The 14,116-nt window shown below is 39.7% G+C and carries 6 protein-coding genes; 5 read left to right on the top strand and 1 reads right to left on the bottom strand.

All coding sequences use genetic code 11. The features are described from left to right. The first annotated feature begins 124 nt into the window (after positions 1 to 124). The 5 genes from fabI to HP456_RS11290 all read left to right on the top strand — a co-directional run bounded on the left by fabI (position 125) and on the right by HP456_RS11290 (position 12,732). Positions 125 to 901 carry an enoyl-ACP reductase FabI gene (gene fabI, locus HP456_RS11310; protein WP_172251100.1) on the top strand — a complete coding sequence of 259 codons (777 nt, stop codon included), beginning with the start codon at positions 125 to 127 and terminating at the stop codon, positions 899 to 901. Positions 902 to 1,814: 913 nt separating this feature from the next. Continuing rightward, complete coding sequence (locus HP456_RS11305) at positions 1,815 to 3,116, top strand: helix-turn-helix domain-containing protein (RefSeq protein ID WP_172251098.1); 1,302 nt, start codon at positions 1,815 to 1,817, stop codon at positions 3,114 to 3,116. A 120-nt stretch (positions 3,117 to 3,236) separates the two neighbouring features. Next, entirely contained in the window at positions 3,237 to 7,385 is a 4,149-nt protein-coding gene (locus HP456_RS25350; protein WP_172251096.1) for a S8 family serine peptidase, read from the top strand. Between the two features lie 175 nt (positions 7,386 to 7,560). After that, on the top strand, positions 7,561 to 7,785 hold the full coding sequence (locus tag HP456_RS11295; protein ID WP_172251094.1) for a hypothetical protein: 225 nt from the start codon (positions 7,561 to 7,563) through the stop codon (positions 7,783 to 7,785). 768 nt (positions 7,786 to 8,553) lie between these two features. Then, the gene (locus HP456_RS11290) at positions 8,554 to 12,732 is read left to right on the top strand and encodes a S8 family serine peptidase (RefSeq protein ID WP_172251092.1); all 4,179 of its coding nucleotides are present in this window, start codon (positions 8,554 to 8,556) and stop codon (positions 12,730 to 12,732) included. Between the two features lie 54 nt (positions 12,733 to 12,786). Here the strand turns inward: HP456_RS11290 and HP456_RS11285 are convergent, their stop codons facing one another. Next, a complete protein-coding gene (locus HP456_RS11285; RefSeq protein ID WP_172251090.1) occupies positions 12,787 to 14,013 on the bottom strand; it encodes a transcriptional regulator in 1,227 nt (408 codons plus the stop codon). Positions 14,014 to 14,116 lie beyond the last annotated feature (103 nt).

Genomic DNA, 14,116 nt, shown 5'->3' with positions numbered 1-14,116 from the left:
CATATCCACCAAATCGAAGAGACGAAAAAGAAGTTATCATAAAAATTTGTACCTTTTCTTTTTTTAATGATTCATGTAGAATTAGTATCAGGTACTAATAACTTGTAACAATAGGAGGATAACAATGACTCTTTCATTAGCAGGCAAAACATTTGTAGTCATGGGTGTTGCCAATAAAAGAAGTATCGCATGGGGGATTGCTCGTTCCCTTCATCAATCAGGTGCGCGATTAATCTTTACATACGCGGGAGAACGTTTTGAAAAAGGTGTCAGCGATCTTGCAAATACACTAGAAGGCGGAGAGGACTCTCTTGTACTTCCTTGTGATGTAACGAGTGACGAAGACATCGAAAAATGCTTCGCCACGATCAAAGAAGAAGTGGGAGTGATACATGGACTTGCCCACTGCATTGCTTTTGCAAATAAAGAAGAGCTTGCCGGGGATTATATGAACACGACCAGAGACGGTTTCCTTCTCGCCCACAACATCAGCTCTTATTCGTTAACGGCGGTCGCGAAAGTCGCGAAAGATTTAATGACCGAGGGTGGAAGCATCGTATCCATGACCTACTTAGGCGGGGAAAGAGTGATGCAGAACTATAACGTCATGGGTGTGGCAAAAGCATCGCTTGAAGCAAGTGTAAAATACCTTGCAAGTGACCTCGGAAAGCACGGCATCCGTGTGAATGCCATTTCTGCAGGCCCAATCCGTACATTATCCGCTAAAGGGGTAGGCGATTTTAACTCTATCCTCAAAGAAATCGAAGAGCGCGCACCTCTGCGCCGAAATACAACGCAAGAAGAGGTTGGAGACACCGCTGTATTCTTATTCAGTGACCTCTCAAGAGGAATCACAGGTGAAAACCTTCATGTGGACTCAGGATACCATGTTCTTGGGTAATAATTAATATAAAGGTAAAATTAGAGGATGAATCCCGCTGGCCAAATGATGGTTAGCGGGATTTTTTTATAATTGTGTAGAATATGGTGATTTTTGGGCGGATATTTAGTTGATTGGAGGACGGTCAAAGGCTGCTTCGAGGAGGAAAACAGGAAAACGCAATCCGTAATGCTACAGCTGGCCCGATTTTATGAAGCAATCACGAGACTGTATCGGGATCATGCAGAAAGATTTCAACTGAATTTTGTGAAGTACTAATGTTTTCATCATGTGAGGAGATTTAGTTATCGAATGAACTTATAAATGAATTAATCTTTAACCATGCTTACAAGCAACAGAGGACAGTTACTTGTAAGCATGAATGTTATTAGCTATTTGAAGACGAAAGCATTCCGTTAACCAGGATCAAGAACATTACCTTATGGAGTCGTCAGAAAAATATGGTTTATCCCCAAGTGGCGAAAGGTACAGCGGTGCGACTGACCCATGTGAGAAATATTCCATTTCAGGTGTACCAGCTGATGATAGGACGTACAATCCAATTGTGTGGACGTTCCAGAACACTTAAAAACAAGCACAAGTTTTATATCTGGAAACACATTAAAAGGAACATATTACGGGATTTTATATCCATTCAATTAGTCTAGAATATGATGAATAACAAAAAACGGGAAAGAGGTGTCCTATGGGGCATCTCTTTTTTTGTATAAAGAGAGTACTAAGTTCTAACTGATGAATTTTGGCGAATGATAGACTAAATCAATTTGATGAAATTTCTCAGAATTAAAATCATCTCAAATCTATATAGAATGAAATTGAAACTAACCGATTAGTTAGTGAGAAATCAAATCTTATCGTATTATATGTGCACAAAAAAAGTGAAGGAATTTTAAGCTAATAGCAGGTGAGGAAAATGAATGCAGCTTTGTTTCAGGAGATTCAGGACTTTATGAAAGAGGCGGGATGGAGAAAAATAGACCTGGCACAACGATCAGGGATTCATATGAGTGATATAAGCCGGATCTTTAATCACAAGCAACCACTTTCACTAAAACATATGGACGCCATTACGAATGCTCTTGGGTTAGTGGAAGGTTTTCTCTATCCCTTTTATGTTGAGGAATGCTTTAACGAACACAAATTATTGGATAAGCGCAGAAGTGTTCAGTTCTTGTATAAATGTATAACACTTGGTTATGAGAATCAGAAGCGTGACCTGTTGCTTACCATGGTAGCAGAAACGTCACACTCGGTCCGAACCACCTATTTAACCTACATTTTTTCCGTCGCGGAAAAGCTGTTTAAAGCCAACAAAGAAGAGAAGGCATTACCTTTATATGAGTTGATCGTAGAAAATGAATCGAATGATTTTTCAGAACAATTGGCTACTAGTTATTTTAGGCGATTTTATATTGTGAGATTAACTGAGAACGCACAAATGGCACTTACGCATGTGTTAGAGCATCTGATGTGTTTGCCAAGAGAAGTAAGAATGGAAGCGTATTTATGGATAACAGCGTATTACTACCGGCGTGAGCAATGGAAAGAAGTTCTGTATTACGCTGAAAGATTGGAAAGCATGGTCAAGGAGGGTGAGTATTATGCAAGAGCTCTGATGTATAGGAGCTTTGCATTGGCACGCCTTGGGGGTTCACTTGAAGAAGTGTTGGCTGTTACGGCTAAATATGCATTAGTAAACGAATATTTTGCTGAAATAGCAGCTGGAAACCGGTTTGCAGCATATTTAGATTTTGGATATTTGGAGTATGCAGATGAGTATCTTACTTGGTTAGAAGAGAGAGAGGATACATATGTCGGCTTGCCAAAGGTGCTGGAGGCTTTTGTTCATCTGAATCGATTGGAGGATGCTAACCGGTTGTTGGATTGGTATAAACATATTATTGATGACTTGGCTGTAGGTGGAGAACAGTGGCTAAAGGAGAAGGTGCATTTAGATTTTCGTTATGCACATGCTTTGTACCAGTGTGAAACCCTTTCATTGCCTGAAGGATTGGATGAATTATTAAATGTGGCGAATAAAGCAAATCAGATAGGCAATGTAGAGAGGTTCAAAAAATGTCTTCTTGTTTATTGGAAGTATAGGCATCATGCGACTCCTGACCAAAAAAACAAATATATACAATTATTAAGTTTAAAAGAATGCGGGGAAATTCCTTCACGAAGTTATGCAGGCGACGCAGCTAATCTATTTTAATCTACAGCATGTAAGATGAAGAGAAAAAAACTGAATTTGATGAAATTTCGCAAAAGTAATATTCTATCAATTTTAAATAATATGAATATATTACCTGATAAGAAAGAAGGGAAATGACAGATGAAAAAGAGGATCACTAGGAATGTTACTTTATTGGCACTCAGTGCTGGTCTGGCAGGCAGCAGTCTTGTGCCAGCATCACTAACTCACCAGGTTCATGCAAAACCATCATCAAGTATTGATCAAGTTCTATCAAATCTTACTCCCGAGCAGCGTCAAGCGATTAAAAAATTACAAACGCATGACCAAGGAGGACTGCAGTTATCTTCAGAGGTAGATCTAAAGAGTAACGATTCCATTTCTATCATTGTTGAATTTAAGAACAAGCCGGAGAAGACGGCGATTTTGGAAGCCGAACTAGAAGGGAAATCCCTGTCTAAGACAAAAGCAAAAGAAAAAGTAAATGAAGCTCATGAAGGCTTTCAAAAAGATCTGCAAACGATTTTCAAAAATGAGTTAAAACAAAAGAAATCCCCTTTCAAAATCAAGCAGGCATATAAGCATGCATTTAATGGTGTGGCGATGACCATCCCTGCCAATAAGGCAAAAGCACTGCTTGATTCTGAGGCGGTGAAGGCTGTCTGGAGTGATAAGGAAGTTCACATCGAGCCGCCTGTCACAGAAGAAGAATCGAAGAAGAAGGAAGTAACGCATACGAATACCACTTTTCCCGGTATTGAAAAACTCCATCATGAAGGCTTTACAGGAGAAGGTGTGAAGGTAGGGATTCTGGATACTGGAATCGACTATGATCACCCTGATTTACAAGAGGCCTATAAAGGCGGATATGATTTTGTGGATAACGATAATGATCCGATGGAAACAACCTATGATGATTGGGTGAAAGCAGGGAAGCCATGGTCTGCATCGCCATATTATACGGAGCATGGAACGCATGTAGCAGGAATCATTGCCGGACAAGGTAAGAACGAATCTGACTATGCAGTAACCGGTGTAGCACCAGATGCTGATATTTATGCGTACCGTGTATTAGGTCCTCAAGGCACAGGCAGTACTGGGGCCATTTTAGCCGGGATCGATCAAGCAGTGGAAGACGATATGGATGTCATAAACATGTCCCTTGGTGCAAATTACAACGACCCGCTCTATGTGACAAGTATTGCCGTTAACAATGCTGTGCTTGCAGGTGTAACGGCAGTAGTGTCAGCAGGAAACTCAGGAAATGGAATGTATACACTTGGTTCACCTGGTACCTCTCCACTGGCGCTTACTGTCGGGGCAAACGATACTTCTGTCACGATTCCGACATTTACAGGTACGCTACATGCAGGTGAAAATGTATCAGCGGATTTAAAGCTGATTGCCAAAGGGTTTGACGATAAAATAGAAGAATTAAAAGGACAAAATTTACAGGTTGTAGATGGAGAAAACGGCGCCTATTTTGACAAAGATGTGAAGGGGAAAGTGATCCTTGACACACGTGGATATATTGATCTTCGCTCTATGATAAAGAATGCGAAAAAAGAAGGGGCGAAGGCACTTCTGTTATACAACGCTTATCCATTGGAAGATGTGTATTTAGGAGAAGGTTTCGACTCTCTTCCTGTATTCTCTATAAGCGATGAACAAGGAGCTGAAATGAAGGAAGCTCTGGCTTCTGGGAGTGCAACGTTCTCCTTTGATGAGTTAGGTGATCCAGTTGTGACCGGAGGGGACGTTCTAGCTGACTTCAGCTCTCGGGGCCCATCCCGTGTCTTATATGATATAAAGCCTGAAGTCACGGCACCCGGGGTGTCGGTCTTATCTACGGTACCATCATATGTGCATGGAGAAGACCAAATCGGGAACTACAAAAATGCTTATGAACGTTTATCCGGTACATCCATGGCATCGCCAAATGTTGCAGGGGTTGCGGCACTATTAAAACAAACAGATCCTGACATGACGCCTGCCGAGATCAAAACAAGGCTTATGAATACGGCAGCTCCATTAAACGGAGATTACAGTGTATTTGAAGTTGGCGCAGGACGTGTGGATCCGTATAAAGCGATTCATGCACAAGCAAATATTCAAGTAAGTGACGAGACGGAAACGAGTGATGGAGGAGCGTCGACTCTTTCTGATGAGGGAATCCATACGATTAAAGAGACGACAGGTGCCCTTAGCTTCGGGGCTGAAACTGTCAATGGAAAGCATATAAGAGAGACCCGTTCGGTCACACTGTACAATAGCAGCGAAGAAACGAAAACGTTCGACGTGAAAGTCGAATTCCAAACTCTTGGAAAAAGGTTTGATAACGATTATTCCCGCGAGGCCAACGATGCGAAGGCCAATGGTGTCACCGTGGAAACAAAGGAAACGTTGAAAGTGAAGGCAGGTAAGAAAAAGAAAACTGCAGTTACCATGTTAGTTCCTAAAACGGCGGAAATAGGAAACTATGAAGGATATGTGGTGTATACAAATAAAGAAAATCCGGATGAAACCTATCGTGTTCCATTTGGCATTCATACAGCGGAAGAAGGCATCGATCATATTGAAGTGAATCCCCCTGCTTTTACGACCGCTGTCGAGGCTGGTTATAATGGTATCCGATGGTCAGTCGGCCTTAACTTCCAATTGAAATCTCATATGCGTTCGATGGATCTCTTCCTTGTCGATCCAAAAACGAACAAAGAAATCGGTTTTCTTGGTTCATTTGACGGAATGGGTGCCGATGAAAATATCGAATACTATCTAAGAGGTGTGCTGAACGAGGGTTATTACCATCCGTTAACAGGAAATCCAGATCAGCCAATCGCGTATGATAAGGAACAAACCGAGCCGGGATTATACAATATCAGGATGGTAGGGACAAATGATCAAGGGAAAACCTTTACCTCAGATGCCCCGGTTTACTATAGCGTTACCCAGCCAACCCTCGATCTCAATGTAGACTCTGGTGTAGTAGAATATAGTCCGGATCAAACAACGGTACCATTAACCGGTTCTGTTTACGATCCAGGTATTGAAGAAATGAAAGCCGGCGGTTTGGATGTGTCTCAAGCTAATAATAAGTTTGTCTATCAGTTTGGTAGATACAACACTGAAGTTCCATTAGACACTGACGGAAAATTTTCGACGGAGCTCACACTGATCCCAGGTGTATCAGTACTTCCAGTGAAAATGTATGCAGAAAACATGGCAACAGTGCAAAACTATTCTAGTTATAAACAGGTATATTATGTGAAGCAAGGAACTCAGTATGGAACAGCTATTCCAGACAAAAAAAGAGTAACAGCGGGCGATTCGGTGACCGTTACCCTTTCGATGAACAATATGAAAAACATGAAGCAAGCAGTGTATTCCTTTGTGAATCCACCGAACGTAGATGTAACGAGCATTAAACCCCACGCAACATTGAATGGGAAACTGGATATCCAGACAGTAAATTCGGATGTAACCATCGGCGGACAGAAGATGGTGAAAACGACCATTACCGCAACTGTAACCGGTGGTGCTGGACAAACAGGGGTAACAGGAAAGGTTCCAATGGTAGACATCACATACAAAGTAAACGAGGATTCTAACGCGTTGGATGCAACTTTTAATCAATTCGATGTCTCATACACCAACACAGATGATACGATGAAATCCGCTACCGGTATTAGTATACCTTATCATGTGGAACGGACGTACTCCATTTTGAAATCACGTGTATTTCCGGAAGCATTTAGGAATCCTTGGGTACCAGAGGAGCCATTAACACAATTTGATTATGTAAAAGCAGGCACAAAAGTAAAAGTAACAGATGAAGCAGGAAAAGAATATCCAAACAGTTTTGGGATTGAAAATCATACGACTACTGCTTTCTTCACAGCTAAATTACCACTAACGGATAAACCATTCACTTTCGAGGTGGAGGTGCCGGGACATTTCAAGGTGAAGAAATGGTTTACAGTCGGGTTGATAGAAAATGGTGAAGTGAAACCTTATGGGAAAGCAATCTTTCCTGAACCTGCACCTGCAGGAGATGTGAACCAAGATAATGTAATTGATGTGAAAGACGCACTTTCCATTCAATCGAATTGGAATACAGACAAACGCGAAGCAGATATTAACTTTGATGGAGTAGTAGATGCAAAGGATATGCAATTTGTCATCAATAATTACATGATGCAAAATCCTTGGATGGATAACTCTCCAGAACCTCTGAAAACACAAAATGGACAAACATTAGAAAGTGTGTTGGAGGAATTAAATATTCAGTAAGGATAGAGAGCAACGGCCAATGGTCGTTGCTTTTTTCTGCTTGAGAACAAAATGGATGACGAATCCAAAATGAGTTATTTATCACAGATCAACAAATTCATCATGCAGAACGGATAAACTGCACAGGTACTAATCATTTCCAATGGAATAGGATTAATATAAAGGAGTGATGATAATGCCTTGGCAACATAAAATCAGAAATTTAACAGGTAAGCCTGTAGGGATTTCATTAACAAATGGGCAGGGAATATCAGGGATTCTGTGCGGTGTTTCGGGGTCAAAAGTTCTTGTTATTGAATATTTGTATCAAGCGCAATTCGCTCTTAAACAGTATGATTATTTTATGATTCAAGATATTAATGGATTTCCAACTTGCCAGAACAGCCAGCCGCTATATTAACAAACTCGTCACTTCTAGGAGCTTTTTCTATAGTAAATGTTCTAATCTCCTGTTTTTAACAACTTTGCTAACCTACATCCTTAATTTTCATAGTAAGATTATTTATCTAGTATGAAAGAACTCTGTTCAGTCTAACCTTACTTTTTTTTGCTTACCAGGAAAAGGAATTTGAAATATACCTAAGTGTTTATAGATATATGATTATTTTCTGAACGAACCCATTCCAAGCAAGTTCTTGCTAGTTTGAGGTCTTTTATTTCTACACGGAAAAGCTTGGCCTATCCTTTTACTCCAAGCTTTTTTCGTGTGCCCAATTCTCATTACTTTCCTTATGATTACATGTTGTTTGCTTTTTGGGGGAATTTTTTGTTGTGTTTTCACATCTTAACACCTATTACTATTGTAATGCACCGATGAGTTGCTGGTTTAGAGGATAATAGATTTAAAAATAGTATTCTTTCTATCTTGCTTGTTCTTATAGTAAGGGAGACAGCCCTTAAGATATGCATGTATAGTTTCAACAGAGGAAACGCTTGAGGTTCAGGAAGTAGTTCATTTTCCTCATTTATAAACTGGATTTCATTATAAAAGATAGGATGTTACCAAACAATTCCCCCCATTGCCGCAATATGCAAGGTTATATAAAATTTGAACAAGGGTACCCATATTTTTCAAATAGTTCTATTTGTTCGTTGCTTGCATGTTCTATGATCACACTTTACAGATGTACTGGTATTGTTTAACCAATTAAAACGAGGGGGGAACGTTATGAATATAAGAAATCTCAAACCTATTTTAAAGGGCACATTAATTGCTAGCTTGTTAGTTTCTGCAGGAGCACCATCTGGAGCTGTTGCTGAGAAAAATTTTCAGAAAAAACAGAAAAATATAGAGCAAATTCTGATGAATTTAACGGATCAGCAAAGGAAGGCATTGAAAGAGCTGGAGATTTCGCCTGGTTTCACCATATCACCGGAGATAAACCAAAACAGCTCTGAAATGGTTGACGTAATCGTCGAATTTAATCAGGCTCCTGCAAAAGTAGAGGTCGCAAAGCAAGCTGTCAAAGGGAAAAGAATGTCTCTATCTTCTGCAAAAGAAAAAGCTGAAAGTGAGCATGATACGTTCAAAAAAGAGTGGAAAAAGGTCAAGAAATTAAATAGACCAGATGATGAAAAAATGGAGGATGCCAAGATAACGAAAGAATTCCATGCAGCTTTCAACGGAGTAGCGATGACGTTGCCGGCCAGGGCAGTTCAAGAGCTTCTCAGTACAGGAGTTGTGAAGCGAGTGTGGAAGGATAATGAAGTTAAGCTTGATCTTCCACAAGAGGCAAAAGAAATGAATTCAGGGACTCCATCCCATGTAGATGACAGTCTTTCACAAATTGGTGCGGACAAACTTCACCAAGAGAATATTACAGGTGAAGGGATTAAAGTAGGGGTTATTGATACAGGTATTGACTATAACCATCCAGATTTAAAAGATTCGTTTAAAGGCGGCTACGATTTTGTCGATAATGATTCAGATCCGATGGAGGCGACTTATCAAGAGTGGAAAGATTCCGGGAAGCCTGAATTCAATGGTTCCAGTTATTATACATACCATGGAACACACGTATCAGGGTCCATCGCAGCATCCAAGGAAAACAGCTCTCCAGCAGCCGTAAAGGGGGTAGCCCCTGATGTCGATCTTTATGCATACCGAGTATTAGGTCCGTATGGGAGTGGATCGACCGCTGCTGTAATGGCAGGTATTGATAAGTCGGTAACAGATGGTATGGATGTTATCAACCTGTCTCTAGGGTCGAATATCAATGACCCTCTTAATCCGTCGTCTATAGCGGTTAACAATGCAATGCTCTCTGGCGTTGTTACGGTCGTTGCGGCAGGTAACACAGGCCCTAATGAAAAAACACTGGGATCTCCAGGATCGTCTGCATTAGGAATAACAGTTGGTGCCAGCGATGTGTCAGTAACGGTCCCGACCATTACTGCCAATTCGGGAAATCAAGAAATTAAGGATATGAAGCTGTTAGCACAAAATTTCACAGATAACTTGGAAGACCTCCAGAATATGACCCTTCCAATTGTAGAAGTGGGAATCGGGACACAAAGCGATTTTAAAGATGTTGATGTAGCTGGTAAGGTAGCGTTCATTGAACGAGGGCTCATTACATTCGATGAAAAAGTGCAAAATGCAAAAGATGCAGGTGCTAAAGCGGCGATTATTTATAACAATGTCGATGGTGAAATAGAAGCTTTTATAGGCAAAGGGACTAATTATATACCTGCTTTCCACATATCAAAGGCTGAAGGGGAACAACTGAAATCACAATCAGAAATTACCTTTGAGTCGTTAGGAAGTGTCAAGACAGGGGGAGATCACTTAGCGGAATTCAGTTCGAGAGGGCCAGCTCACGGAAATGATGACATTAAACCAGATGTCGTAGGACCAGGTGTGGCGATATCCTCAACTTTTCCTGAGTTTATCAATCATCCCGAAGAGGGAGAAAGTTATGATGCTGCATATGGCCGTCTAAGTGGAACATCAATGGCCTCTCCTCACGTAGCAGGTGCTGCAGCACTCATCATGCAAGCTCATCCCGAATACACACCTTTTGAAGTGAAGGAAGCTTTGATGAATACTGCTGATGAAATGAATGGTGACTATTCCGTTAATGAAGTTGGCGCTGGCCGGATTGATGCGTATGAGTCAGTCCATGCGGATACATTGGTGAAGGTTCTGGACAAAACGATGCATGAACAAGATGGCAGCCTTGTCGAAATTGATGAAGAAACGGGTTCCATTGCTTTTGGCACTCACTTTAAAGAGGAAGAAGGACATATTGAAGACAGCAGAAAAGTCGTAATTCAAAATCTAAATGAAAAAGATACGAAGGAATTTATTACAAATGTTGAGTTTATACCGGCTAAGGGACAGATTCAAGATGCCGGCAAAAATGGGGTAGAAGTAACGATGCCCGATACGATTTCTGTAGAAGCAGGAAAATCTGCTGAAATTGAGCCGGTTATTCGTGTTTCAGAAGTTGCGGAAGTCGGACGTTATGAAGGATACATTCAACTTGTCAATTCGAAAAATGAAGAAGAGAACTACCAAATCCCTTTTGCCATCCGTGTGTCCGATAAAGGATTTGAGAGGATGGAATTGACAAGACCGATGATTACGAATGATCCCGTCAATATTCATCCGTATACGACGGCATATACCAATGCAATCATCAATATATCAAGCCCATTAAAGACGATTGATATGTTGGTGAGAGATGGAAAATCCGGAGAAGCAATTGGATTTATGGGAACCATTGATGCAAGCCATTTATTGACTGGTATTGATTATTGGGGAGATAAAATTTTTGATGGACTGGTATACCCATTCACCAATGATCCTTCGCAGCCAATTTCTGATGAAAAGGTGAAATTGCCGGAAGGTATTTATACGTTTGAAATGATTGGGTATGATGAGCAGGGTAAAGCATATAGTAAGGACGACATTGTTATGATTGACAATACGCCTCCAAAAGTAGAATTATCCATGGAACCTGGCCTTTATGAAGTGAATGATTCAATGTATACAACAGAAGATGGGTATGATGGTCAAGCAATATGGGTACATGGAAATGTATACGATGATGCCGTCGACAAGCTCAAAGAAGAGAAAGGTATAAATATTGATCAATCAATCCATGGTGTACTTTGGTGGGAATATAGCTTCTATGAGCATTTCCTTCTTAACCTAGATAGTGAAGGAAACTTTAGATTCCCTGCTATGAAGGAAAGAATTGACAGCATGACCTATTTAGATACCAACGTGTTTGCCTTTAATAATGCTACAGCGTCCGAAGAATATCCAGGAGGCATTAAGAACTACATGTTCATAAAAGAAGGAACAGAATATGTGGTTCCAAGTTATGATAAAGATAAGCTCCGTCTGGGTGACGAAATTACGATGACATTGAATTTGAACAATGTTCAGCAGCTAGCCTCCGGGGAATTCAGCATTCCTTTTTATAAAAGTTTGTTTGAATTTGAAAATGTCAAAGTCAATGAGGAATTTAAGCAATACGCTGAGCAAAAAGGAGTATCAGTTAACTTATCTGAACCGACAGTCACTGAAGATTACTCTGGAATGAAAGTCAAAGTAGGGGCTTCAATTGACCAAAATGAGTTGAAAATCGATCAAGATCTGCCATTCTTAGATGTCACGTTCAAAGTCATTGGTGACGAATACTACGCCTCAGAGGACTTGACATTTGAAACGCGTTCCTTTAAATATAAGAAAACATCAAATTCTGATCCTTCAATTATCCGAGTATTTAAAGACAAGTCATTTACTATTCTAGCTGGACACTCTAGAGTGAATGGAAATATTAAACCTGAAGCTTTCTATAAAGAAAATGGACAATTGGATTATTCGATCGACTATTCTAAGCTTGGTGCAAAAGTATATGCAAAAGCGGCAGATGGTAAAACTTACGAAGCATCTAAAATATTTGATAATGGATATTTTACAATCGATAACCTTCCGTTATCGGAAAAAGAGTATGAAATCTATGTGAAGGTACCAGGCCATCTTTCAAGTAAAGTAACGTCAAAAATAGTGAAAAACGTCGATGGAGAGCTAGCCGGGGTAGCAATGATAGTAGGTATGGACAAAAACTATGCAGGTGATGTCAATGGCGACAAGATGATTGATATCCAAGATGCGATCACCTCTGTTTTCTCATACGGAAAAGAAAATGTAGGGGTTAACAAGGGAGACATTAACCAAGACGGAAAAGTAGATGAAACGGATCTTCGCTTCATCGAGAAAAATTTCTTGGAAAAAGGACCTGACGCCAAAGAGAATAAAAAGCCAAAAGAAAAACATGGCAAGGTTACGTTAGAAAAATTATTCCGTTCTATTGGTCTTGAGACAATAAATTAGTGAATACAAATAAATGCCAGGGGTAAATTCCTGGCATTTATTTTCCATTATAAATTAATCCGAAAATATTTTTGTCGCCAGCTCAAGAGCCTTATTGGTTTCGTCTGTTTTCACGTAATAATGAAAGAGTTCCTTTTCGTATTGTTGGACCATTGATACATAACCACGCTTTTTAAAGTAGGGTAGAGCGTTAGTGATTAGGTAGTTATAATATTCAGTATGTTGGTTTTTTAGTAGAAGGTGAAGAAGTTTAAAGCTGATTGAATATAAATATTCATTGAGCTCCATTGCAATGGAAATCCCTTCAAATACAAGGTTTTCTAGTTCGTTGTTTGCCAATAAATTACCTTTATGGCAGCTTTGGATGAATCCTTCCAGAGAGGTTAAATAACCTGTTGATTTTTTTTCCTTCAGGGACATGGATTGTTCGTACATTCGTTTTGCGGATTCATATTCTTTTCTATTGTAGTATTCATAAGCTAAGTTATGCAGCACCCGTGCCTTCTTGTCAAAAGCATGACATAAATCGCAAGTTTGAATTAAAGCATCGTATTGTTCGACTTTCTGTTGAAAATCACGATATCCGTCACTCTCCCGCGTCATCAACATAATCATTTCTGCGTCGATCATTTTAAGCAAATTATTACTATTGATAAAATATCGTAACGACTTTTCTGCATAGTAATAAGCCATTACCTTTGAACCTGTGGCAAGGTAGGAGGTTGCTAACGTTAAATAGTACTCTTCATTATTGTAATCATCAACGTTAATAGTTCCTAAGCTAGCGAATGCTTTTAATACATCCTTTTTGGATAAGTAATACATGCCTGATAAATGCTTAAGTAAGTTTCTTTCGTACGGCGGCATATGTTTATGTTTCTTTTTTATGGTTTTGATGATTTTGTCGGCATGTTTAAAATCATGATGTAGTAGATGGTATCTTGCATTCAGAAGGTCATAAAGAATTTGATAGTCACTGATCGTTATTAATGGTTCTTTCTCCAGTTCGTTTTTTATCGTTTCGATTTCTCCATCTCGTTGTCTGATCATAGCATCATGCCAATAATGAAGGAGCCTCTTGATATTTTTATACCGTGTTAACTCCTCTTCAATATTAATCCCGAGCCGTTTAGAAAACAACATTGTAATTTCAGAAGAGTAATCTGTTTTTCCCTGTTCAATTTTACTTACATGTGTATTTGAGCATATCCCATATCCAAGTTGTTCTTGTGTTAGTTTGGCTTTCTGGCGATAAAATTTTATGATTTTTCCTTTATCCAAGCCACATCCACTCCATAATTGAAAGAATATAATGAATAAATACCTTCTATTTAAGGCATCAACAGCCTTTTTAGTCCTCTTATTGTTACTTTTCTATCATTTT

Origin of the sequence: Bacillus haikouensis (assembly GCF_013179555.1) — a bacterium.
GTDB classification, from domain to species: Bacteria; Bacillota; Bacilli; order Bacillales; family Bacillaceae_B; genus Rossellomorea; species Rossellomorea haikouensis_A.
Note: the sequence above shows the minus strand (reverse complement) of the source record. Positions and strands in the feature narration are given on the sequence as shown.

Coding starts and splice junctions, on each gene's coding strand:
- fabI (WP_172251100.1), top strand. CDS start 125: ATGACTCTTTCATTAGCAGGCAAAACATTTGTAGTCATGGGTGTTGCC.
- HP456_RS11305 (WP_172251098.1), top strand. CDS start 1,815: ATGAATGCAGCTTTGTTTCAGGAGATTCAGGACTTTATGAAAGAGGCG.
- HP456_RS25350 (WP_172251096.1), top strand. CDS start 3,237: ATGAAAAAGAGGATCACTAGGAATGTTACTTTATTGGCACTCAGTGCT.
- HP456_RS11295 (WP_172251094.1), top strand. CDS start 7,561: ATGCCTTGGCAACATAAAATCAGAAATTTAACAGGTAAGCCTGTAGGG.
- HP456_RS11290 (WP_172251092.1), top strand. CDS start 8,554: ATGAATATAAGAAATCTCAAACCTATTTTAAAGGGCACATTAATTGCT.